The following is a 22,695-nucleotide window of genomic DNA, read 5'->3' on the forward strand; positions in this document are numbered from 1 at the left end:
GCGTCTCCGGCGACGGCCCGGTACTGGTTGTAAGCGGCGTCCTTGGCCCGTAGCAGCTGGCAGGCATCGGCCAGTTGGGTGCGTTCGTCCTTGGTGCCGTCCTTGCGGTAGACGATGACCGGGACCTTCACATGCCCGTCGGCGATGGCTTCCCCGAGGGTGTATTGGAAGACGATCTTGGGGATGTCGGTCGCATCCGGGGTCGCGGTCAGACCCACCAGAGCCACCGGGTGCAGGGCACGAATGGCTTGGGAGAAGGCTTTGGCCTTCTCGTGGTAGATGTGATGCTCATCGGCGATGACGAACAGGTCCTCGGTGTTCTCCAGGTAGGCATAAAGCGCATTGCCGAGGGTCTCGTCGTCCTCCCGCACCCGGCGGCTGACCTTGTCGCTGGGGCGGATCAATTGCTGGACGTTGAAGACGAACACCTTCAGCCGCTCCGGATCCCGCAGCACGGTCCCGACCTCGGCGCGCTGGAAGTTCTCCGGGGTGATGACGAACGGGACGGTCTCCGCCCCGGCGACGTACTTGGCCGAGGCCTCATCGAAGTTGGCCAGGGTCTTGGTCTGGATCGTGCTGTTGGGGGTCACCACCAGGACGTGGCGCACTCCTTGGGCGGCGAGGTAGTCGATGAGCGAGGACATCAGGAACGTCTTGCCGACTCCGGTCGCCAGATCGGCCACCATCTCGGTGAAGGACCCGTCGGCGGCCACGATGGCCTGCACGACCTCGGCCAAGGCCAACCGGTTGGGTTCGCGCAGGTCGAAGCGGGCGGCGATCTCCAGCAGCAGGGCTTCGTCGTAGGTGATCTCGAACATCACTTCACCGTTGCCTTCGGGAACAGGTCTTCGGGGGCCTTGCGCAATCGGGAACCGGGGGACAATTCGCTCAACAACTGCTCGGCCTCCGGCAGCACTCCCTTGGCCACGACCACCGCTTTCTCCCCGTCACCGAGGTGTTCCACCACGGTGCGGACCACCTGCTCATCGGCCACCCCGTCCACGACCGCCAGACGCAACCGGCGCTTGACCCCACAGAACACCGGGTGATCCGGGGTCAAGGAGAACCGCAGCTGGCCGGCCACGGCCTGGGAGAACGCACCATTGGTCGCCGCCTCGGACAGGTACACCTCCCCGTCCTCGTCGTCGACCTCATACATGGACGGGCCCATCCGGGCCACGGTGAACCCGCCCCCGCCAGTCCACTGCGCCGTGGTCTCTTCCCTGGTGCGGGTAGCTGTTCGAAGTGCCTTGACCGTCTGCGGATCAAGACCGCTCATGGACTTGGTCACCCGGCCGAGCAGAGTGGTGAAGAGCTGGGCGTCTTCTGGGGTCATGCCTTCCGGCAAACCGGCAACGTCCACTCGTTCTTTCTGGATGGTGATGCCTCCGGTGTCTTCTCCTCGGACCACCTTGTTCAGGCGTGGCTGGATGAACTTCTCTACCGTGCTCTGCAGAAGTTCGACCGTCACCCACCGACGTCCCATCTTGTGCGCGACTGCTGCAGTAGTGCCTGATCCACCGAAGCAGTCCAACACAAGGTCACCTGGCTGCGTAGCGACTTGGATGATGCGGGAGAGCAACCGCTCCGGCTTGGGGGTGTCAAAAGCAGATTGTCCAGGGAACAGGGCTTTGATCTCCGCCTTGGCTTCCCGGTTGTGGCCGACCATCTCGTTGCTCCACCAGGTGGAGACGGCCAGGCCGGTGGAAGGGACGTAGGACTTCCGGCCCAATCCACCGGTCCCTCCGGAGCGGAGGATAACCATCGGCCAGTCGCCTTGTTCATACCGTTGCCGGGCGATGCCTTGCGCCTCCTCCAAAGGAATGGCCAGCATCACCGCCTGGACACCTTGCCGTACCGCATCTGCAGGCACCCCGCAGAGGGTCGCTCGAGCAGAAGCGTCCTCGATGTCGCGCAACTCATAGGGGGCGTAACCGTTCATTTCACGCAGGATGGTCGCCTGCTCGGTCCACCAGCACCGGCCCCGTGCGGGGTAGTGCAGTTCTCCCGTGATGGGGTGTTGAATCGCGTAGACCATGCCCTGATGCGTCTTGGCGCCTGGTGCGGTGGGGTCACCGTCAAACCAAGGTTTGGCGTCGCCGTCGGGGGAGGAGAACCGGGCGTCTGACTTGGCAGTGCGGGGCAGCCGATTTGGCGCCCACGCTGCGCTGCGGCGGTAGACCAAGATGAAATCCTGGTCGATGGACAGTCCCTTGGCATCGTTCCGGGTGGAATCGGCCTTTTGCCAGACCACTTCGCCAACGAAGTTCTCCGCGCCGAACTCTTCATCCAATAGGCCGCGCATGCGGTGGACCTCTGCATCGTCAAGGTGCACCCAAATGGAGGCATCACCGGACATGAGCGGCTTGAGGTGACGAATCCGGTCGCGCATCATCGTCAGCCACACGGAGTGCTCCAGCGCATCGGCGTAGTGCTCGAACGCCTGATCAGTGTTGAAAGGCGGATCGATGTAGACCAGCTTCACCTTGCCCCGGTACTTCTGCGACCACTCCGGCACGGTGCCCAAAGACCGCAGGGCATCTGCGGATTCCCCCGCGATGAGAAGGTTCTCGCCGGCCCCGGTGGGTCCCTCGAGCTCTCCTACCGTGTCGGTGACCTGGAGGCTCTTGACCTCGCGGGCGCGCGGGTCACTGCGGTCCACCCACTGGTAGTCGTACTTCCCGTGCTCCGCAGGAATTAAGGCTAGATCTTTGCCCATCCACGTCAGCTCAAGACGACCCTTCGGTGACTTCATGCCCACCCTTCAACTCAAACCAATCCCTGACGCGGCATTGGGCCGCGCAAGGGCCACGTTGGAGCAACGTGACCCTCAAATGCTGTAACTGTCTGGTAGTCAGCTTTTCACAAGACCGCTGGCCTCCTGCACGGACCCGGACAGCCCGCTCAGATGCGGGCAGAGAGGTCGGTAAGCACCTCCATGAGGTGCTTGGGATGCATCGGGTCCAACAAGGTCACTCTGGTGCCCTTACCCTCAGTTGTCGGCCTGCAGGCCTGTGCGACGAAGGTGGGAAGGCCGAATCAAGTTGCGGCCTCCTGCCGCCTCATGAGAAGACCGGGCATCGCAGCTCTAAGGTCAAAGACAAATTGACCTCCGGTGACCGTGACTAGTGCGATTCCATGGGCCTAGAGGAATTCAAGATATCCCGCTGGAAGAAGAAACGGTCATCCCTTTCTGGGCGCCTGGGCTCTACACCTTCTGGTGGGGAACTTGAGTATCTCATGCTTGATTTTTCAAATTCGCACAAAAATCAAAATAGTGCACTGACATATTGCACTGACGGGCTTACGGCAAGCATTATGCCGCCAATAATAACCAGGGCTAATCTTGCTTCAGTATGTTTGTCAGCTTGCTCAGGATTAAAGTCTTTAAAAAGGTGAGTAGCTAGGTCTGGAAAGGCGCTTGAAGCAACTAGAAGAGCTCCCAGTGCAGAAGTCCCTAAAAGCCCCATTTCGAGCCCGGAATCCATGGCAAAGGTAAATAGTGTCGCTCCTACCGCGGCCACGGCAGCAAGTGCTGTTGCCAGCATAACCAACCGAAATATCAGGGCTCGACGTTTACTTGTGCCGTTCTCAGGACGGTCAGGAAGTAATGCTTGTTCAATGATTTTCGAGCTATCTGCCGAAGGGTGTCCCAATGGGCTATGCAGGTATTCCGTGTATATGTCCGCTCTTGCTCTTTGCCCCGCGGAATTATTATGCATTCGGGTCATGAAAGACAGGCCAAAGACGATGACGGCTAATGCACTCAGCCACATCAGCGCCTGCACCCCCGGTGCGAAGCTTGATATGGATCCACCCAATGCTGCCAGGAGGGCTAGGGAGGCTACACCCATCGGTGCCAAGTCGGGTAGGTTGCCGATTTCCGCTCGTCGACGCAGGCTGCCTAGTAGTTCGATGCGATCCGCCTCTGTCATCATTCTAAAGCGGACTATGTCTTCGTGTGTTACTGGCCCGGAGCTGTTGTGTCGTTCCCAAGAGTTCAGCGATCCTAGAGTCCTACTGTTTGTGCTCATCCTGCAAATGATATGACAACTTGCAAGAGGTATGGATTCTCGGGGAAGTATTTGGGGCGGGTGCCGGAACGAGGGGCCGTCGTCGTCCCAATAGGCGGTCGGTGGGTACGATCGCCGACCTTAGTCGACTAGCTTCAGGCTCACTAGCGGCATGCTCGCCGATCTTAGGCCCAGAATGTCTCTTGGTCCCAGTCCTTGGGCATCCCCATGGCGTTGCAGGCGTCCATAAATTTGATATTGGCAAACTTGCGGAGTTGTGTTTTTACCGACTTTAGCCATTGTGATTGAGGATCGATGTGCTTTATGAGGTAGGCCATGAGCAAGACGCGGTAGTACAAACCTCGCGCCGCTTCATGGTGATTTACCTCAGGAAGGGGGTTTAGTAGAAAGTGAGGCGCAATGGTCGGGACGTCGTGGGAGTAGCGTCGATTCCATAATCGGGCGTGGTGTGCAGCATGATTCCGTACCGGCTTTATGTGGATTAGCCATCTCTCAAGCTCACCACCACCCTTGATGCCAAGCTCAGATGCCACCTGATTCTGGTCTGATTTGTCCATAAGCTGATACAGGTCTGCCAGTGCGCCGAAGTCCAGCACCTCCGCTGCTACCCAAATCGGCAGAGCACCTTGATGCTTTTGCCTGTAATGGACAATAAAATCCTCTGTTTTGGCAGCGCGGTCCACTAGGGCATTGAACCGCTGCTTCCACGATTCGTGCCTGGTGGGCCCGGGTCGGCGCGTGCCATCGATGTCAGTGACATCAGGCCGGTACAAAATCTTCCGCGGGTGCAGATTCGATCCGTTTAGGTATCCGTACGGGTCAGTCCGACCGAGTGTGTAGGACACCTTAGTCCGGAGCGCCACTTCGATCAGTTCCACTCCCTCCAGAAGAATAGTCCGCAGCTTCCGATCCAAGTCGTAAAGCAGAACTACGTTTTCGAAGTGAGCGCCCTCTTGGAACTGGGCGCTCCGGTACTCGCGAACTGACCCGTGACTTGCACCATCCGGGTGCGGGATGCGGAACGGGTACGTGTAGGCGGAGAAACGGTAGTAGTTGACAATTCGCAAACGCTGCTGGGCTGCGGCCTTGTCAGGGATGGCCATGCCCCGTTCTTCCATGATGTCCACCAGTTCGGCGTACGTTTTGTACGGCTTTTGAGGCGTCATGGCGGGGGGCTCCATCACATCGACTTAAAAGAAATCCGGCCCTTGTGGCACCCCTCCGTTATGCGGAAGGGGAGAACAGTGGGGCCGGCGTTTGTGCGTTAACCATAGCGCATCGAACGTTGCGCACCGACAAGATGACACGCCGGGGGATCCGGTACGTCACCCACGACGAAGGCTACCCACCACTTCCATCCACCTACTCCGTTGACGCTGGGCCGCATGGCGCGTCTCGCATCCCAAGGGATGCGAGACGTCTCGTCCGGGAAATTTGCGCCCGCATGTTTCCGCGGTTCCGCGCGTCTCGCATCTATGTGCTTTATCCGTACCCCTAGAATCGGATACTCAACGTTAGTTGCGAGACAGATGAGGTAGACATGGGGAAGCTCATCGGGTACGCCCGAGTGTCGACGCGGCAGCAGGACGCCGACCGCCAAGTGCATGACCTGCGGAATGCGGGCGTGCGGCGCGATGACCTCTACGTCGATCATGGAGTGTCTGGAGGCCGTGCTTCGCGTCCGCAGTTCGACAAGGCCGTGGCGGCGCTCGAGGAGGGGGACACATTGGTGATCACCACGCTGGACCGGTTGGGGCGGTCGACGCAGAACATGCTGGCCTTCGCCGAGGCGTTGCGGGGCAGAGGTGCCGGGCTGCGGGTACTCAACTTGGGTGGGGGAGACGTGGATACCCACACCCCGATGGGCTCGATGGTCTTCACTGTGATGGCCGCCCTGGCGCAGATGGAGCTGGAGATCAAGCGTGAGCGGATCACCGACTCCGTGGCCAAGCGCCGGGCCGCCGGCAAGGACCTCGGTGGTCGCCGCCAGACCTTCACCGACTCCCAGATCCGCAACGCTCTCCGGCTCATCGAGTCCGGGGAGCCAGTCACCCAGGTCGCCCGAGACCTCGGGATGTCCAGGGCCACCTTCTACCGGCGGATCCGGGAACTGCCGACAGCTCTCCCCAGCTGAGCCAGGTCTGGGGTTCTCCTGCGCTTCGATGAGCGTCCATGAGTGCTTGAACCGGTCACGATGAGGTGTGAGGGTCACCGGTGGGAAGTGCCCCCATGCCTGCCATCGCTGAAAGATTCTGGCGGGGAGTGAGTTGTCCGCTACCTATTGCCGATACTTCTTCAACTGGACGATCATTTGGGCCAGGAAGGCTGTCGGGCGTCTCCGCTATGTCTGTTGCGGCACCAATTGCCAGTCTTGGCCGTGGGTCAATGGATTTCGCGCAGCGAGCCGTCGGTGACGTCGTAGACGAATCCGCGCACGCTGTCCTGGTGCGCGATGAAGGGGTTGGCGGCGATCCGTGCCATCGACTGGCGGACGTCGTCGTCGGGATCGGCGAAGGACTCCGGTGACCACGGCGGGCGGATCCCGGTGTCGGCCTCGATCTGGGCCTTGAAGGCGTCGTCGGTGAAGGTGAGCATGCCGCAGTCGGTGTGGTGGATCAGGATGATCTCCCGGGTGCCCAGCAGCCGCTGGCTGATCACCAGGGAGCGGATCTCGTCGTCGGTGATCACCCCACCGGCGTTGCGGATGACGTGGGCGTCGCCTTCGCTCAATCCGAGCAGTCCGTAGGGGTTGAGCCGGGCGTCCATGCAGGCCACCACCGCTACCGGCAGGGCCGGGGGCATGGGCAGATCGCCCTTGGTGAAGCCGGCGGCATAGGCCTCGGCGTGGTGCAGAAGGTCATCGGTGACGCTCATGGCAGAGGCCTTTCCTCGACGGCTGTGGCGGACTGCATGTCGGCTGTGGTGGGCTGCATGTCGGTGATGGGCTTCGGCTCCAGTGTTCTGGGGTGCTGCGGTCGAACATCTCCGGACCCGCCTGGTCCGTTTTTCAGCCCAGGACCGGCCGTCGCCCGTGAACACCCTTCCCGTCGTTCGGCGTCACCCTCCGTGTCTGGGAAAGCGAGAACAGGTCGCTCTGGAGACACCTACTGATGCAGCAGTCCAGGGCGCCGTCGAGGGTGGTTTCGACCTGGGTTTCTGTGCCGGCGAAGAAGTTGCTCATGGTGGCCTCCGCCTCGCTCACTGTCTCGCCGCTGTCGTCGCGGATCGTGAGGTCCCCGGCCGGTTCCACGTGGGCGTTGCCGGTGTTGGTGATCCCCACCTGAACCACCGAACGGCCGGCCGTGTCGATGTGGCCGGCTCGACCGAACTCGAAGGCCGGTTCGAGCGGCCCGGGGACTTGGACGGTGACGGGCAGGGCTTGGCGGACGATCTGGTTCAGGGCGACCTCCCCGGAGCCTTCCACGGGCTCGGCGCTCTCCAGCACCAGGCTGGTGATGTACTGGCCCGGCTGTGTCTCCTGCGGCACGCTCACGGTCATGGTGCGCTCATTGGCCTGGCCTGCCGGCAATGACAGTTCCTGCGCGGGATAGTCCAGCCAGGTGGTCGTGCCCGTGGGCTTGGTGCCGCTCTCCTTCGCCGCGAAGCCGCCGTTGATGATGGTGTAGGCATCGGCCGGGTAGGTGCTCACGTCCATGGCGGCATCACCGTTGGTGCCCAGCGCCACCGTCAGGTCGCGGCCTTCGCCCGGTTCCATGGTGAGGTCGAAGTAGGACCCGGGGTGGTCCACGGGACGGAGGCTGAGGTTGACCGGCTGCTCGGCCTCTGCGGTGGTGGCGGTGGCACCGGTCGTGGGGGCCAGGATCAGGCCGAGGGCCGCCAGCAGGGGGATGAGACTGCGGCGCAGGGGGGCGGGCATCGATGGACATCCATCGGGGGGACTCGACGGCACGGGTGCCGGAGCGTGGGGCAGTGCGTGAGCACGCCGTGTCCGCCTCCGCCCGGAGACGATCGGTGGGTTCGGGGGTTCGTCTCCGGGGGTAGGTGGCGTGGTGTTCTTCTAGCGCTTGTTCGTGGACATGTCTTCGTAGCGGTCACCGGCGGGGTCCTGGGCCTCGGCGTCGTCGGGGTCGTCGGCAGTGATGAGGATGTTGCCTTCGGAGATCGCCTCCGCGTTGACGTCGTGCTCGATGGTCGTGGCCAGCGGCTTTTCTTTCACGAAGCACAGCAGTACGGCTGCGGCCAGTGCCAGTGGTGTGATCCAGATGAACACCGGGGTCAGGGCGTCGTTGTAGGAGGAGATGATCGGGTTCCTGAGGGCCTCGGGCAGGGAAGCGACCACGGCCGGGGTCAGTGAGTTGGCTCCGCCCGAGGCGTTTTCCAGGGCGGCTGCCGGCAGGCGTTCGGTGAGCAGGTCGGTCAGGCGGGCGGCGAAGACGCTGCCCACGACGGCCGAGCCCAGAGTGGCCCCGATCTGACGGAAGAAGTTGTTCGAGGCGGTGGCGGTGCCGACCTGTCGCAGGGGGAAGGTGTTCTGGACGATCAGGACGAGGATCTGCATGGACAGCCCCAGTCCCAGGCCCATGACCGCGATGTAGGTGCAGACCTGCCACAGCGAGACCTGCGGGGTGAGGGTGGAGAGCAGCCCCAGGCCGGCGGCGACGATGATGCTGCCGGTGACCGGCATCCACTTGTACCGGCCGGTGCGGCTGACCAGTTGCCCGGAGATGACCGAGGCGATGAGCAGAGAACCCATCATGGGGATCATCAGCAGCCCGGACTCGGTGGCGTCGACACCGAAGGCCATCTGCAGGTAGGTGGGCAGGTAGCCGATCGCCCCGAACATCGCGACCCCGATGAACAACCCGGCCACAGTGGTGAGCACAAAGTTCGGCTCGGCGAACAGGCGCATCGGGATGATCGGCTCGGCGGTGCGGCGTTCCTGCGCCACGAACGCGGCCCCGGCCACGACGGTCCCGGCGATCAGCGCGAGGATCACCGGGTCGGTCCAGGCGTATTTGCCGCCGCCCCAGGTGGCGAACAGGACCAGGCAGGTGGTGGCCACAGCCAGCAGGATCATGCCGGGCACGTCCACGCGCGGGCGGCCGGGGTGGCGGGGCAGTTTCAGGAAGAAGAACGCCCCGGCCAGGGCCAGCAGCCCCAGGGGGATGTTGATCCAGAACACCCACCGCCAGCCGGGTCCCTCGGTGAACCAGCCGCCCAGCAGCGGCCCGGCCACGGAAGCGACGGCGAACACCCCGCCCATCACACCCATGTACTTCCCGCGCTCCCGCGCCGGGACGACGTCGGCGATGGCCGCCTGGGAGAGAATCATCAGCCCGCCACCGCCCAGGCCCTGGACCACGCGGGCGGCGATGAGGACTTCGATGGTGCCGGCCAGGGCCCCGATCACGGAGCCGATCATGAACAGCACGATGGCGGCCATCAGCAGGGCCTTGCGGCCCATCAGGTCCCCGAGCTTGCCGTAGACCGGCATCATGATGGTTGAGGCCAGGATGAAGGCGGTGATCACCCAGAGCATCTCGTTGACGCCGTTGAGCTCACCCACGATCGTGGGCAGGGCCGTGCTGAGCACGGTCTGGTTCAGGGCGGCCAGCAGCATGGAGAGCATCAGCCCGATGAACAGCAGCACGATGTGCTGCTTCCCCTCGGCCGGTTCCGGGCGGTGGGCGTCGGTGGGTTCTGCCCGGTGGGCAGGGGCGGGGGTCATGAGAGCTTCCTCTGGACATGGTGGAAAAGGGTGAGGGCCGAAGTCAGGTTCTCGGGTGTTACACCGGAGTCGGTGTCGTAGGCCGGGGAGGCCAGGGCGAAGCGGATCGGGACGCCGGCGATCATGACGAGCATCCGGGCCAGTTCCTGCGCGTCGCATCCTGGGACCTGGGCGGAGCACTGCGGGTCCGCAGCCAGGAGGCCGGCCAGGGCCTGGCGCACGAGCTCTTCGGCCTCGAGCATGTATTCCTTGTGCCGCTGACCCAGATGGGGGTACCTCCGCAGCAGGGCCCGGCGCCGCACGGGGTCACCGGTGGCATCAGCGCTGCGAGCCACCGCGAGCAGCAACCGTGAGGTCTGGCCCAGCAGGTCGCCCTCGGCGGTGAAGCCTTTCAGCAGAGTCGGGTCCAGGGCCGGGGCGCGCAGGCCCAGCACCGCGTCCTCCTTGGTGCGGAAGTAGTTGAAGAACGTCCGTGGGGACACCCCGGCGCTCTGGGTGATGGCGTCCACGGTGGTGCCCTCGATCCCGTGGTCCAGGACCAGCGCGGCGGCCGCCTCGTGGATGGCTGCCCAGGTGTCGGCTCTTCTCCGCTGGCGTAGCGAGGAACTGGATGTCGTACTCACACCCCCCATCATTGCACAACTGCAGAACATGCATTGATGCATCGCAGGGGAAGGGGGGGCGTCGAGACCGCGAGGTGAGTGGCTCGGATCCGCCTTCCGGGAGAGACTCAGAGGCGTGCCACCGTTTCCGGTGGTGCCGGGAGCGGGGGCGTACCCTGTCTGCTGTCAGTAGGCTGAGCCGTTCTCGGGTGGAAGAGGCGGGGAGGAGAAGATCCTCAGGGAGCCATGGGTGCAGATCCGGGACTTCCGGAGGGCCTTCGGGGACACCACCGTGATTGAGGAGGTGTCCTTCGGCGCGGTCGCGGGGCAGACCGTCGGGTCAGAGTCAACGGCAGTCGGGGTGGTCCCCATTGCCTCCACGGGCGGGTCCACAGACCCGGGCCCTGCCGGGCTCGGGGTCCCCGAGCAGAACGGAACAGGAATGGACGGATACACCATGAAGCACGTCACTTTGGGCACCGCAGGACTCGAGGTCTCCCGCCTGGGTCTGGGGTGCATGGGCATGTCGGCGTTCTACACCGGCAGCGGCGCCAACGAGTCCGAGTCGATCGCCACGATCCACCGGGCCCTGGATCTGGGGGTCACGTTCTTCGACACCGCGGAGATGTACGGCCCCTACGCCAACGAGGAACTGCTGGGCAGGGCCTTGGGCTCCCGTCGTTCGGAGGTGGTGGTCGCCACCAAGTTCGGCACTATCTCCCACCGCGCCGGCGACACCCCGGGGTTGGACGGCAGCGCGGAGAACGTGCGGCTGTCGGTGGAGGGCTCCCTGAAGCGGTTGAACACCGACTACATCGACCTGTACTACCAGCACCGCATGGACCCGGACACACCCATCGAGGAGACCATGGGCGCGTTGGCTGAGCTGGTCCAGGAGGGCAAAATCCGTCACATCGGGCTCTCCGAAGCGGCCCCGGCCACGATCCGCCGGGCACACGCGGTGCACCCGGTGACCGCGCTACAGACCGAGTACTCCCTGTGGTCCCGGGACCCGGAACAGGAGATCCTGCCCACGGTGCGGGAACTGGGCATCGGTTTCGTACCGTACTCCCCGCTGGGACGAGGCTTCCTCACCGGCACCATCCGCTCCATCGAGCAGCTGGACGAGGACGACTTCCGCCGCAACAACCCCCGCTTCGCCGGGGAGAACCTCCAGCACAACATCGGGATCGTGGAGCAGGTGGACGCGGTGGCCGCCGAGCTGGGCGCCAAGCCCGGGCAGGTGGCCCTGGCGTGGCTGCTGGCCCAGGGCGATGACATCGCCCCGATCCCCGGCACCAAGCGGGTGAGCTACCTGGAGGAGAACGCCGCCGCGGACGCCCTCGAGCTCACCGACGAGCACCTGGCCGCCCTCGACCAGGTCGCCGCCCCGGCCGGGGACCGCTACGAGGACATGTCCACGATCAACCGGTAGAAATCCGCACGGCTGCACCCGGAGACGCTTCCCGCCGAGTCCCCGGATCGTCTCCGGGTGCAGCCGACGTGTCCATGCCTGGTCGCATGCTCTAGGGCCGGGTTGGGCCTGCAACACCGCATTACCGGTGGGCGGCGGCCTCCTACGGATCGAGAGCGGCGCGTATATGGCCCACGGTGGGTGGGGCGGGTGTGGCGATTCCTGGTCCGGCAGGGTCTGGGAAGAGCTCGATCGAGTCAGCCAGCGGCGGGGCAGATCACCCCGGTGAGCCGCTCGGGCTCTTCCTGCAGCTGCGGGGCCGCCACGTCATCGGACGTCGTTGCGGATCGCTCGAGCCTCTTCAGGATGCCGCGCAGCGTGTGTGGATCACGGAGGTGGATCTCCACGTCGTCCTCCTTCGAAGGGCACGAACTGACGCTCAGGAGCCCCCACCGCTGCGCGATCGCCGGATACCGCGGGCCTACTCGGCCTCGACCTGAAGGGAACCGGTCTGCCGCCGCGGCCTCGGACGAGGCGGTGTCGACGGGTTTGAGCGCCGTGACGATCCCGTCGCGGTGCCGGCGGCTGGCGTAGCGGAAGGAGTTGCGGATCAGGTGCACGACGCACTGCTGCGCCACCGTCGGTTGCCCGGTGATCGTGATGGCCTCCGGCAGGCCCTTGCGCCCGTCGCCGGCTTCCGGTGAGCGTGTCCTGGACACCACGGGTCTTCAGCTGAAGAGGAGACCTGCAGCCAGAACCGGGCGCCCTCGCCCGCCGTCGCCGGCCCAGTTCCCGAGGCTGTCGCGTTCCCCGTGGGTGGTCACGCCCAGGACGACGTAGAAGGGCGTGGTGCGCATCTGCCTGTCGCGGATCAACACCAGCGATCACGTCGACGAAGAGCACCGGATAGAGCGGGTCCAGCGGAGGAGAGGACCATTCGGCCAGTTCGCCGGCGACTTTCCGAAGTGATCCGGTTCAGGGTGTCCTGAGAGAGCTTCGCCCGGCAGATCTCCTCGAAGTGCGCGGCGATCTCCCCGTGATCAATCCGCTGGCCGAGAACGTGGAGCACGATCTGGTCGATCCCGTCCAGGCGCCGCTTGCGCTGGGGCGCGATCACCGGTGTGAGTGTCCCGTCCGGTCCGAAGGGAACCTCGATCTCGACCGGGCCGATCTCGCTCAGCACGGTCATCACCCGGGTCTCGTTGCGCATGTTCGCCGCGATCGGTGTCTGCCCGTGGTCATGACCGGGGTGCTCGGGCAGTTCGGCTTCCCGGGCGGCCTCCAGCACGTTTTTCGTGAGCTGGTTCAGCAGCCCCGCCGGGCTCGATCAGGCTCACGCCCCGCTCCTTCGCGTGGGCGAGAGGCCGTTCGACGAGGTCCTTCTGATTGATGATCTTTCCGGTCACGGGATCGATGCGTGCCCGTCGTCTCGGTCGTGGACTCTGACACGGCCGTCTTCTTTCGGATCAGGCCGGACCCTCACACACCGTTTTCTTGCAGTGTCTCGCCGCCGGCATGTCCTTCCGAACTTCAGCAACCCGCGTCGCGGCTGGTTCCACCCGATCTCGGTCCTTGACGGTGAGCCTCAATACGGTCCTGCCCAGGACCGCCTTATCCCGCGGTCCGGCCGGGTTGGTCGGCGTTGCCCGCCCTCGGCCGTCCCGGAGAGACTGTGCTTACAGCATGGAAGGAGGTGCATGGTGTCTGATGTGGATCGCGATCTGCCGTGGACGGGGTTGCCGCCCGCCCTCGCTCCGCTGCTGAGCGTGCATCTGCCAGTGATCACCGAGCAGCTGCTGGCGGGGGTGCATCACGATGTCCCGGTCTACGCCGCTTTCATGGATGGCGCGCTGGGCCAGGAGATCCGGCACGGGGTCCAGGACGCCCTGGCCAGGTTCCTGGATCTGGCCGGCACCGACCAGCCGGCCCTGCTCGAGGTGGACCAGGTCGTCTACGAGGGGCTGGGCCGGGCCGAGGTGCATCAGGGCCGGCCCATGGACGCCTTGTTCACCGCCTACCGCTCCGGGGGGCGCACGACCCTGCGGGCGATGTCGAAGGTGGCCATGGAAGCCGGGTTCGAGGCCTCGGTGCTGATCGTGTTGGCGGAGTCGGTGTTCGCCTACATCGAGGAGCTCTCCGCGGCCAGCGCCCAGGGCTACGCTGCCGAGCAGTCCGAGCGTGCCGGGGAACGCGACCGGTTGCTGGACATGGTGGCGGAGATGCTCATCCGCGGTCACGCCGAGGAGGAGTCCGTGCGTGCCGCGGTGCTCGCGGCAGGTTGGGTCCTGCCCGAACGGGTCGTGGTGGTGCTCCTGCCCGCCGAGCGGCGCTCGGGGCTGCGGTCCCGGCTGGGACCGGGGGCGCTGCTCACCTCCCGCCCCGGGGACGTCGTGGCGGTCCTCCCCGAACCGCCCACGCCTGCGGCCCGGCGGGAGCTGGGGCGGTCCCTGACCGGGCGGACCGCGGTGGTGGGCCCGGGACGACCCTGGCGGGCGGCCCCGGACTCCCTGCGCCTGGCCGTGGCCGCCCGGGACCTGCTGGAGCACGATGGTGAGGAACCACTGTGGGTCTGCCAGCACCTCACCCGGCTGCTGCTGCACAGCGACCGCGCCCTGGTCGAAGACCTCGCCACCCAGCGGCTGGCCCCGCTGGAGCATCTCCGCCCGGCCCAACAGCAACGACTGGTCTCCACCTTGCTGTCCTGGCTCAAACACCATGGGCAACGCGCGGCGATGGCCGCCGAGCTGGAGATCCACGAGCAGACGGTCGGCTACCGGGTCAATCAGCTGCGCGAGGTCTTTGGGGAGGCGCTCCACGACCCGCAGGCCCGCTTCGAGCTCGAGCTCCTCCTGCGCGCCCGCGCCGACCAGGACCGCGCGTGAGCGAGGACCGTTGAAGCCCCGCCCCTGGGCGGTGATCGGCCGCCGGCGGCGCCGAAGGACCAGGACAGCGACCCGGGATCCGGGGCCGGTCCAGTTTTCAGTGGAACCACTGCAGCAGCCCTGGCACCACGCCAAGCAGTGAACCACTACCGGGCGTTCGGCCATGCCCGCTCAACGCGGCTGTAGTGCTCAGAACCAGCGCACACCCAACCCCGGGAACGCCCAGTGACTCGCGCGGCAGCTGATTCCAGCAGATCCCGGTCTTGAGCACGAACACGACCCCTGTCAGAACCGCGGGGTCATCTGCGCGCCGGCGCCCTGGGTGGCGGTACCGCCGAGGTGGGCATGCTGGTAGCAACGGCTCGGCTCGCTCCCACAGCGAATCCGGCACGGGATTCCCCATCATGCTCACGAGGGTCGCCGAGCACCCCGGGCGCCATCAAGATCTACGGCCAACTCCTGCTGAAATGACCTCTTACGCCCCGCGTAGCGGTTTCAGGGCCTGCGCCCAGGCCACCACCTGATCGAAGAGTGCCTGCAGGGCGCCGGTAGCGCCCTCGGTGGGCTGGAAGGAGAAGTCCTCTCCGAACTCCGAGCCGAAGGGCAGGAACACCTGGGCGCGGACGTCGGCCATCTGCACCTCGGCGGCGATCAGCCGCCAGGCCTCCACGGCGCGGGTGCCCCCGGCGCTGCCGTAGCTGACGAAGCCGATGGCCTTGTTGTTCCACTCCGCGTAGAGGTAGTCCACGGCGTTCTTCAGCGCCGCGGGCACGGAGTGGTTGTACTCGGGGGTGACGAAGACGAAGCCGTCGTAGGAGGCGATCTTCGCCGACCATGCCTTCGTGTGCTCGTTTTTGTACTGGCCCAGGGACGGGGGGAGGGGTTCGTCGAGCAGGGGCAGGTGCTGGTCGGCGATGTCCACGAGCTCGAACCGGGCGTCGGTGCGCGCCGAGGCGTGCTCGTGCACCCAGTCCGCCACGTCCGCGGCGTTGCGGTTCGGGCGGGTGCTGCCGACGACGATCGCGATGCGCACCATAAGAATCTCCTGGGGTCTTGAGGGTTGGTACCACTGCGGCGTCGGTCCCGGGAACCCGCGGAACGACACCCTCCCGTTGAGGCTACCGATTCCCAGCCGGAAGAGAACCCCTCCCGGCTCTGCGCCGCCGAGGTCTTCACCGATGCGCCATGAGTTCGGGGGCCCGCCATGCTGGTCCAGTAGCCACAGGATTCCCGTGTTGTGGTGGGATTCTACGGCGGAGGCGGAATCCTGGTCAGCAGAAGCTTGCAGGCGGAGGCCACCTCGTCGGCGCCCCTGGAGGACAATCCGCGGCGACCGCGGACGCCGTCCCGCGTGGGCCGATGGCCTCGACGATTCACCGACTCCGATCGAGGCCGCCCGCCTGGCGCTCCATGGGGCTCTGGCTGGCGATACCTGAGCCCCCGGTGCAGAGGACTCCGGGCATCTGAGCAGCGGGCTTCAGAACCTGACAGCAACGTTGCCTTTTTACACCTGGGCCCGATGACCCCGGCGTGTGCGTCGTTCGAGTGCATAGCCGAGGCCGGTCAGCCCCAGCATTCCCGCGCTGGCGAACCGCTCGTCGATCCACACTCCTCGAACCCGGGGCACCAGGTGGGGAAATTCCGCTTGGAGGCCCTGGGTGCCGGGAAAGGCGAAGGCCGCGCTCATGGAGGTCCAGAAGACCGCCGGCAACAGGGCGCCCATGGTGGTGTCCCGGTCCGGGTCCGGCCCCTTGCGGTTCAACGCATACAGTCCCCCAGCCCCCAGCAGCGCGGCCACGGCGATGGTCATCGCATCGTGGAACCGGGCATGCGCAGGCCAGTTCGGATTGAACAGGTGCGTGCGGTTCCAGTCCGCGGCGAATCCTCCCACCGTGGTGGCCCCAGCAACGACATTCAGGATTGTGCGCCCTGCTGACATGGCGACACTCTATCGGACCCGTGTCATCTTCCCCGCGTCGCGGGAGGATCCTCAGGCACCGAGGCACCAAGGACTCGCGCCGCGGCAGAGCCGGCCCCGCCCGCCGGTGAGTCGTGGTCGCCGCTGCGGTACCGCTGCGAAGAACTGAGGGAAAACCAGCCCAGTGGAGTGAGGGGGCGTGGGGGTGCCACGAGCAGCGGAGCCGGCCGGATCCGCTCCCTCGGCCTGGAGCGCACCGAGGGCCGGGGCTGCCTGATCCGATGTCACCTCTCGCGCTACCGGCTTGCCCTCGGTGGACTGCAGCTTGGGAGTACGGGGCGAGGCGAAGACCGGTCTGCCCGTTGGGCAATTTTGCTTATTGGGCAGTGTGGTTCACACTATGGGCATGGATCGTGGGTTGCGGGACCTCAAGCGCGAGGCGACGGGGCAGGCGCTGGCCGAGGCGGCATTCGAGCTGACGCGTGAGCGCGGGCTGTCCGGGTTTGTCACCGCGGATGTGGTGGAGCGGGCGGGGTACTCCCGACGCACCTTCGCGAACCACTTCTCCTGCAAGGAGGAGGCAGTCGCTTCGGTCGCCTTCGGTGGTGTCGACGACGCCAGCGCGATTCTGGCCGGCCTGCCCGCCGATCTGCCCCTGCTCGATGCCTTGTTGGCCGTGATGAGGGCGCAGTTCACCGAGGACACGTTGGTCAAGATGCGCGAGCTGATGGCGATGGCACAGCAGTACCCGACCCTGGAGCCCCACGTCCTGCGGGTTCAGCAACGCATGCGCCATACCGCCCAAGAGGTCTTCGGGTCGGTGGCGGGGGACCGGTACCCGGCCATCTACGTGCCGCTGTTGTTCGGTGCCGTGTACGGGGCCGTGATGGCCGCCCTGGAGGGGACCCTCGACGTGCGCTTCGGCGGGGAGAGCGACCTCAGTTCCGCGTCGATGGACTACAACTCGTTCCTCGACATGACCTTCGACTACCTGCGCCGCGGCCTCTAGACGCCGCCGCTTTCGCCCTCAAGGAGAACCAGACCCATGTCCACTTTCTTGTACCGGCTCGGACGAACCGCGTTCGGCAGGCCGTGGCTGTTCATCGCCGGCTGGCTGACAGTCCTCGCGGTGGTCATCGGCACTGTGGCCGTCAACGGGGTGAGCGTGAGCTCCGACATGAAGATCGAGGGCACCGAGGCCCAGAGCGTGCTCGACCGCGTATCCACTGAGCTCCCCGAGGCCTCGGGGGGTCAGGCCAGTGTGGTCTTCACCGTCCCGGACGGTGAGCGTCTGGACACAGCGGAGCGACTGGCAGCGATCAGCGACACCGTCAACGACGTCTACGCCCTCGAAAAGGTCGTCAACCCCCTCGACCTCGCCCCGGCTGCCCCCGGGGAGGGCGCTGCCGGTGCTGGGCAGCAGAACGCCCCGGGCGCCCCTGGGGAAGGTGCTGCCGGTGCTGGGCAGCAGAACGCCCCGGGCACTCCCGCGGCTGGGCCGGAGCAGGGGCAGGCGCCTCCCTACCAGCCGCTGGTGGTGGACGGGGCGCCGGTGCCTGGCGTGCTGGTGTCCTCTGACGGGCAGGTCGCGCTGTTCCAGTTCCAGTTCACGGTCGCTTCGACCTCGTTGACCGACGAGGACGTGACCTCGGTGGTCGAGGTGGTGGAGCGCGCCGAGGAGGGAACGGAGATCTCTGCGCTGCCCAGTGACTCGCTCAAAGCCCTGGAGGTCCCGGTCGGTATGGGCGAGGTGATCGGTCTCGCCGTCGCCGCCCTGGTACTGGTGCTCACGTTGGGCTCGCTGATCGCGGCCGGCCTGCCCCTGATCACCGCGCTGATCGGTGTCGGCATCGGCGTGGGCGGGGCGTACGCGCTCTCGACGGTGGTGGAGATGAACTCCGCCACCCCCGTCCTGGGTTTGATGGTCGGGCTGGCCGTGGGCATCGACTACGCGCTGTTCGTCGTCAACCGGCAGCGACGGCTGATCCTCGACCGGGGACTCACCGCTCAGGAGGCAGCCGGCAGAGCGGTCGGCACCGCGGGCAGCGCCGTCTTCTTCGCCGGGCTGACCGTCATTATCGCCCTGACGGCACTGACCGTCATCGGCATCGCCATGCTGTCCACGATGGCGCTGGTCGCGGCGTCCACGGTGGCCCTGGCCGTGCTCATCGCCCTGACCCTGCTGCCGGCGCTGTTAGGGCTGGTCGGGGAACGGATCTGCTCGGACAAGGCCCGAGCCCGAAGCCGCGCCAAGGTGGAAGCGGAATCACACAGTGTGGCTGACCACTGGGTGAAGGGTGTGATCAGGTTCAGGTGGCCCGTCATCGCGGGCGTGGTCGCGCTGCTGGGCGTGATGGCGATCCCCGCGGCCGACATGAACCTGGGGATCCCTTCCGGGGCGACCGCGAACCAGGACACCGCCGCCCGGCAGAGCTACGAGGCGGTCTCCCAAGGCTTTGGTGAAGGATTCAACGGCCCGCTGCTGGTCACCGCAGAACCCACCGACACCGCAGGCGGCGTCACGCCCGAGCTGACCGCGAAACTGATCGGGGAGTTCCAGGACCGGGACGACATCGTGCTGGCCGCCCCCGTGGGCGTCAACGAGGCCGGAGATCTGGCGGTGTTCAGCGTCATTCCCACCTCCGGCCCCAGCGACGAGGCCACCAGGGACCTGGTGAAGTCCCTGCGCGAGCCCGACAACGCGATCGCCCAGAACAATCAGGTGCAGCTGGGCGTGACCGGGTTCACCGCCATCGGCATCGACATGTCCGACAAGCTCGCCAGCGTCCTTCCGCTCTACCTCGGCATCATCATCGTCCTGTCCGTGCTGATCCTGCTGCTGGTCTTCCGCTCGGTGATCGTTCCGATCAAGGCCACGGCCGGGTTCCTGCTCAGCATCCTGGCCACCTTCGGAGCCACCACCGCCGTCTTCCAGTGGGGCTGGCTCAGCGGCCTCTTCGGGGTCGACACCGGCGGTCCGCTGATGAGCTTCATGCCGATCATGGTGACCGGCATCCTCTACGGACTCGCCATGGACTACGAGGTCTTCCTGGTCTCCTCGATGCGCGAGGCCCACATCCACGGCCAGGAAGCCCGGCAGAGCGTCGTCCACGGCTTCGACCAGGCCAGCCGGGTCGTCGTCGCAGCCGCCATCATCATGATCTCGGTGTTCTCCGGCTTCATCTTCAGCCACGACGTCATGATCAAGCAGATCGGCTTCGCCCTCGCCGTCGGTATCCTCATCGACGCCTTCATCGTCCGGCTGACCCTCGTCCCGGCCCTCATGGCCGTCTTCGGCGAACGAGCATGGTGGTTGCCCCGCTGGCTCGATCGCCTGCTGCCGGACCTCGACATCGAGGGCGACAAGCTGCTGGCCATGCTCAACCAGCAGCCCGAGGCCACCGATCGAGACAAGATCGAGGTCCGCACCTGAGGGAACGGAAACATCCCGAGCCCAACGTCCGGGGCAGGCTCCGGTGCCTCCACCGGACCCACCGGCTCGGCCGGCACTGTCGAACGCGAGCGACCCTCCACCCCAGGGCCTCGGTCACCGAGGATCCCGGCGGTCATCAGACCGGTGCGCCAGTATTCCCTGCGTCTCACCACGCCGCAACGCGATGACCGCTGTTGCCTCGGTCAACCGGTGGCCACTACCACCTTCGCATGGGCTCACTGCCCGTGCAGCAGTGGGCGGATGCCCTGGGGGGGGGGGCGACTTCCAGCGACAGCCCCGCAATGGAGCGCGGATTCTCGGTGAGTCGTGTAAGTCCGGGAATATGAGACGGCTCATGAAGGGCGTGTGTTATCACCGCCGAAGTGCTCCAGAGTTTGTCCAAGAGAGACCTTGCGGGCGTCCCTGGCGGCTTTTTGCTTGTCCTTGGTCTTCTGGTAGTAGCGGTGTTGAGCAGCTTTCGCGCAGGCCTTGCATCGTGGTGGACCGCCAGGTGTGTGCGGAGGATAAGAGTTCTCCTCGGTGATCTGGTGGATACCGCGGTCAAGCCCCCGGCACGCGGCAAAGCGTTTATTCCGGCGCGAGGAGACCCGGTGGACCGGTCTCGCAGATAGGTCCGTCACGGAGTGATCCCGACAAGGCGACCGTTCGGGGGCGCCGTCGGCCCGCGGTACGTCTGGCGCCCGTGGCGGCTGGCAGACCCGGGCGAGCCCGGCGACGTCGCGGGCTACCCGGTTCAACCTGACGGTGCAGGCGTCGTCCCACGGCTCGGCGTCGACGGTGCTAGGGCTCGTTGCACATGATCGGCGAAGCGCCGCCACTGGGCGGGGTCTTGTTGCCGTGCGTGGTCGAGGCCGGTGGCGCAGCCGGTGACGAGGATGGTCACGTCGTCCACGTTGACGTCGGGGCGCAGCGCTCCGACCTCGCGCATCCGAGATACGAGAGCGCCCATCGCCGCGCGAACCTCGACCTCGGCCGTGCCCAGACCTGGAATGAGCTCTCCGCACAAAAGGCTCAGGGTCATGCGGTCCGTCCGGAGCCGCTCGAACAGGTCTTCCAGGAAAGCAGGCCAGGCCGCGGCGCCGTGCTGGGTCGCGTCCGCCATGGCCTCGGCGATCCGCTGGGAGACCCAGCTGAGCAGATCCTGACCCACCGCGGCGAGCAGGCCCGACTTGGAGCCGAAAGCCCGGTAGACGGTGGCGTTCCCGACTCCTGCCCGCTGGGCTATCTCGGGAATGGTGGCACTCGCACCCCGGTCGGCGAACACCGCACGCGCGGAGAGCAGGACGGCTTCGGTGTTGCGTGCCGCGTCCGACCGTCCTCGTGCCCCCGTCGCAGGAGGCGCTGGGTTGGGCTCGACGTCCATCAACGGGCCTCGCCAGGGGCCGGCAGATCCGGGTAGGTCACTCCCGTCAGGTCCTCACTGACCTGCCAGAGCCGGGCGGCAACGGCGTCGTCGTATGCAGCACGGGAGCGGCTGACGAGCACCGGGGCCCCGCGCCCCTGGCCGAGGCCGCCAGGCCCGTAGTACTGGCCGCCGCGGACGTCGGGCATCGTCGCAGCGCGCAGGGACGGCAGGGCCGCCGCGGCGGCGGGCTGCGAAATGCGCGACTGCAGGGCACGCACCACCGTGCGCATCGGGCCCGCAGGACCAATGAATCCGCTGGAGAGGTTGGTGTTGGCAACACCTGGGTGCGCCGCGACGACGGTCACCGTGTCGGCCGCCGCCTGCAGTCGCTGATCCAGCTCGTGGACGAACAGCAGGTTCGCGAGCTTGCTTTGCCCATACCGCGCCCACCGCCGGTAGCTGCTCACACCGTGCAGGTCGTCGAAGTCGATGCGCCCAAACCAGTGCGCGTTGCTGGAGACGACCACGACCCTGCCCGCCTCCGCTTGGCGCAGGGCCGGCAACAGCAACCCGGTGAGGGCGAAGTGGCCGAGGTGGTTGGTGCCCAGCTGGCGCTCGAAGCCGTCAGCCGTCCGGCCCTGGGGGACGGCCATGATGCCGGCGTTGGCCACCAGCAGGTCCAACGGTCCATCCCACGCCGAGGCGAACGCACGCACCGAGGAGAGGTCGGCCAGGTCCAGCTGTCCGAGCCTGGCGGTGCTCGACCCCGTCTCCTCGACCAGCTGAGCCAGAGCCCGCTCACCACGCCGCGGATCGCGGCAGGCCAGGGTCACCACCGCGCCCCGACGGTCCAGCTCGATCGCGGTGCGCAACCCGATGCCGCTGTTCGCGCCGGTGACCACGGCCGTGCGCCCGTCCAGAGAGGGGATGTCGGCCAGCGACCAGGCCGGAGATGTCGTCGTGTTCGTCATGACCAGACCATAGCCGAAACGGACTGAAAGTGTCCGTTTCGGGGCGGCGCCGCACCGTCGGGGTCGCATCTGGTGACCACCTGAGCATCGGTATGCCCCTGACCGATACAACTATCGGATCGGTCAGAGACCGGTCCACCGGAACGAAACTGGTCCGGGGTTTCCAACTACCGACGGACCGCCGGCCGTCCCGCTCCGAAGCCTCACCAGGGTGCTTGTCCTGAAGCCTCTTCGCCGACACTCTGGGTGCAGCATCGCTCACCCTCGTCACCACCTGGCTCGGGGCATCGATGCCTGTACTGCTCCCGGTGGACAAGCGGGAATCCGCAACCGGGTCGCCCTGGAGGACATTTTCGCCGTACTGCCCCAGGCCTCCGGCGGCGGGA

The 22,695-nt window shown here is 66.0% G+C and carries 18 protein-coding genes and 1 pseudogene; 5 read left to right on the forward strand and 14 right to left on the reverse strand.

All coding sequences use genetic code 11. From position 1 onward, the window contains the following. The 4 genes from PU704_RS17950 to PU704_RS17965 all read right to left on the reverse strand — a co-directional run. On the reverse strand, positions 1-818 hold an 818-nt coding region (locus PU704_RS17950; protein WP_277552234.1), incomplete at its 3' end, for a DEAD/DEAH box helicase. Further along, positions 818-2,755: a site-specific DNA-methyltransferase gene (locus PU704_RS17955; protein WP_277552236.1), complete on the reverse strand. Its 1,938-nt coding sequence runs from the start codon at positions 2,753-2,755 to the stop codon at positions 818-820. The genes PU704_RS17950 and PU704_RS17955, both read right to left, overlap by 1 nt. A 514-nt stretch (positions 2,756-3,269) precedes the next feature. After that, the gene (locus PU704_RS17960; protein ID WP_277552238.1) at positions 3,270-4,034 is read right to left on the reverse strand and encodes a hypothetical protein; all 765 of its coding nucleotides are present in this window, start codon (positions 4,032-4,034) and stop codon (positions 3,270-3,272) included. 164 nt (positions 4,035-4,198) lie between these two features. After that, positions 4,199-5,200, reverse strand: a complete 1,002-nt coding sequence (locus tag PU704_RS17965) for an Abi family protein (RefSeq protein WP_277552240.1) — start codon at positions 5,198-5,200, stop codon at positions 4,199-4,201. 374 nt (positions 5,201-5,574) lie between these two features. Between PU704_RS17965 and PU704_RS17970 the strand changes: the two genes are divergently transcribed. After that, positions 5,575-6,168, forward strand: coding sequence for a recombinase family protein (locus PU704_RS17970; protein ID WP_075871023.1), 594 nt, complete (start codon positions 5,575-5,577; stop codon positions 6,166-6,168). A gap of 248 nt (positions 6,169-6,416) precedes the next feature. On the opposite strand, the gene PU704_RS17975 is transcribed toward PU704_RS17970, so the two are convergent. The 4 genes from PU704_RS17975 to PU704_RS17990 form a co-directional block, all read right to left on the reverse strand. Beyond that, positions 6,417-6,908 (reverse strand): beta-class carbonic anhydrase, encoded by a 492-nt coding sequence (locus PU704_RS17975; RefSeq protein ID WP_277552243.1) that lies wholly within the window; start codon positions 6,906-6,908, stop codon positions 6,417-6,419. A gap of 133 nt (positions 6,909-7,041) precedes the next feature. Then, a complete protein-coding gene (locus PU704_RS17980) occupies positions 7,042-7,911 on the reverse strand; it encodes a WxL protein peptidoglycan domain-containing protein (RefSeq protein ID WP_277552245.1) in 870 nt (289 codons plus the stop codon). 141 nt (positions 7,912-8,052) lie between these two features. Continuing rightward, positions 8,053-9,723: an MDR family MFS transporter gene (locus PU704_RS17985; RefSeq protein ID WP_277552249.1), complete on the reverse strand. Its 1,671-nt coding sequence runs from the start codon at positions 9,721-9,723 to the stop codon at positions 8,053-8,055. Then, positions 9,720-10,346, reverse strand: a complete 627-nt coding sequence (locus tag PU704_RS17990; protein ID WP_277552251.1) for a TetR/AcrR family transcriptional regulator — start codon at positions 10,344-10,346, stop codon at positions 9,720-9,722. The genes PU704_RS17985 and PU704_RS17990 overlap by 4 nt, the downstream gene beginning before the upstream one ends. A 436-nt stretch (positions 10,347-10,782) precedes the next feature. On the opposite strand from PU704_RS17990, the gene PU704_RS17995 reads away from it, so the two are divergent. Then, on the forward strand, positions 10,783-11,760 hold the full coding sequence (locus tag PU704_RS17995; RefSeq protein WP_277552322.1) for an aldo/keto reductase: 978 nt from the start codon (positions 10,783-10,785) through the stop codon (positions 11,758-11,760). A gap of 377 nt (positions 11,761-12,137) precedes the next feature. Here PU704_RS17995 and PU704_RS20105 read toward each other — a convergent pair. Further along, positions 12,138-13,188, reverse strand: a pseudogene (locus PU704_RS20105) (IS256 family transposase); the annotation flags it as partial. Between the two features lie 248 nt (positions 13,189-13,436). Between PU704_RS20105 and PU704_RS18010 the strand changes: the two are divergent. Then, positions 13,437-14,621: a PucR-like N-terminal domain-containing protein gene (locus tag PU704_RS18010; RefSeq protein WP_380114007.1), complete on the forward strand. Its 1,185-nt coding sequence runs from the start codon at positions 13,437-13,439 to the stop codon at positions 14,619-14,621. A 97-nt stretch (positions 14,622-14,718) separates the two neighbouring features. On the opposite strand, the gene PU704_RS18015 is transcribed toward PU704_RS18010, so the two are convergent. The 3 genes from PU704_RS18015 to PU704_RS18025 form a co-directional block, all read right to left on the reverse strand. Then, positions 14,719-15,027, reverse strand: coding sequence for a transposase (locus tag PU704_RS18015; protein WP_277552259.1), 309 nt, complete (start codon positions 15,025-15,027; stop codon positions 14,719-14,721). A 69-nt stretch (positions 15,028-15,096) separates the two neighbouring features. After that, on the reverse strand, positions 15,097-15,657 hold the full coding sequence (locus PU704_RS18020) for an NADPH-dependent FMN reductase (RefSeq protein WP_277552261.1): 561 nt from the start codon (positions 15,655-15,657) through the stop codon (positions 15,097-15,099). A gap of 468 nt (positions 15,658-16,125) precedes the next feature. Beyond that, positions 16,126-16,560, reverse strand: a complete 435-nt coding sequence (locus tag PU704_RS18025) for a DUF6640 family protein (RefSeq protein ID WP_139318418.1) — start codon at positions 16,558-16,560, stop codon at positions 16,126-16,128. Between the two features lie 385 nt (positions 16,561-16,945). Between PU704_RS18025 and PU704_RS18030 the strand changes: the two genes are divergently transcribed. Continuing rightward, a complete protein-coding gene (locus PU704_RS18030; RefSeq protein ID WP_277552264.1) occupies positions 16,946-17,548 on the forward strand; it encodes a TetR/AcrR family transcriptional regulator in 603 nt (200 codons plus the stop codon). Between the two features lie 36 nt (positions 17,549-17,584). After that, positions 17,585-19,972: an MMPL family transporter gene (locus PU704_RS18035; protein WP_277552266.1), complete on the forward strand. Its 2,388-nt coding sequence runs from the start codon at positions 17,585-17,587 to the stop codon at positions 19,970-19,972. Between the two features lie 754 nt (positions 19,973-20,726). Here PU704_RS18035 and PU704_RS18040 read toward each other — a convergent pair. Beyond that, positions 20,727-21,356: a TetR/AcrR family transcriptional regulator gene (locus PU704_RS18040; protein ID WP_075873123.1), complete on the reverse strand. Its 630-nt coding sequence runs from the start codon at positions 21,354-21,356 to the stop codon at positions 20,727-20,729. Continuing rightward, complete coding sequence (locus PU704_RS18045) at positions 21,356-22,309, reverse strand: oxidoreductase (RefSeq protein ID WP_277552269.1); 954 nt, start codon at positions 22,307-22,309, stop codon at positions 21,356-21,358. Before PU704_RS18045 ends, PU704_RS18040 begins: the two co-directional genes overlap by 1 nt. Positions 22,310-22,695: the final 386 nt, after the last annotated feature.

This window comes from Kocuria oceani (assembly GCF_029524215.1).
GTDB lineage: Bacteria > Actinomycetota > Actinomycetes > Actinomycetales > Micrococcaceae > Kocuria > Kocuria oceani.

Bases quoted from the DNA above. Each gene is read 5' to 3' on its own strand.
- PU704_RS17955 (WP_277552236.1), bottom strand. From the start codon at position 2,755: ATGAAGTCACCGAAGGGTCGTCTTGAGCTGACGTGGATGGGCAAAGAT.
- PU704_RS17960 (WP_277552238.1), bottom strand. From the start codon at position 4,034: ATGAGCACAAACAGTAGGACTCTAGGATCGCTGAACTCTTGGGAACGA.
- PU704_RS17965 (WP_277552240.1), bottom strand. From the start codon at position 5,200: ATGACGCCTCAAAAGCCGTACAAAACGTACGCCGAACTGGTGGACATC.
- PU704_RS17970 (WP_075871023.1), top strand. From the start codon at position 5,575: ATGGGGAAGCTCATCGGGTACGCCCGAGTGTCGACGCGGCAGCAGGAC.
- PU704_RS17975 (WP_277552243.1), bottom strand. From the start codon at position 6,908: ATGAGCGTCACCGATGACCTTCTGCACCACGCCGAGGCCTATGCCGCC.
- PU704_RS17980 (WP_277552245.1), bottom strand. From the start codon at position 7,911: ATGCCCGCCCCCCTGCGCCGCAGTCTCATCCCCCTGCTGGCGGCCCTC.
- PU704_RS17985 (WP_277552249.1), bottom strand. From the start codon at position 9,723: ATGACCCCCGCCCCTGCCCACCGGGCAGAACCCACCGACGCCCACCGC.
- PU704_RS17995 (WP_277552322.1), top strand. From the start codon at position 10,783: ATGAAGCACGTCACTTTGGGCACCGCAGGACTCGAGGTCTCCCGCCTG.
- PU704_RS18010 (WP_380114007.1), top strand. From the start codon at position 13,437: ATGGTGTCTGATGTGGATCGCGATCTGCCGTGGACGGGGTTGCCGCCC.
- PU704_RS18015 (WP_277552259.1), bottom strand. From the start codon at position 15,027: ATGATGGGGAATCCCGTGCCGGATTCGCTGTGGGAGCGAGCCGAGCCG.
- PU704_RS18020 (WP_277552261.1), bottom strand. From the start codon at position 15,657: ATGGTGCGCATCGCGATCGTCGTCGGCAGCACCCGCCCGAACCGCAAC.
- PU704_RS18025 (WP_139318418.1), bottom strand. From the start codon at position 16,560: ATGTCAGCAGGGCGCACAATCCTGAATGTCGTTGCTGGGGCCACCACG.
- PU704_RS18030 (WP_277552264.1), top strand. From the start codon at position 16,946: ATGGATCGTGGGTTGCGGGACCTCAAGCGCGAGGCGACGGGGCAGGCG.
- PU704_RS18035 (WP_277552266.1), top strand. From the start codon at position 17,585: ATGTCCACTTTCTTGTACCGGCTCGGACGAACCGCGTTCGGCAGGCCG.
- PU704_RS18040 (WP_075873123.1), bottom strand. From the start codon at position 21,356: ATGGACGTCGAGCCCAACCCAGCGCCTCCTGCGACGGGGGCACGAGGA.
- PU704_RS18045 (WP_277552269.1), bottom strand. From the start codon at position 22,309: ATGACGAACACGACGACATCTCCGGCCTGGTCGCTGGCCGACATCCCC.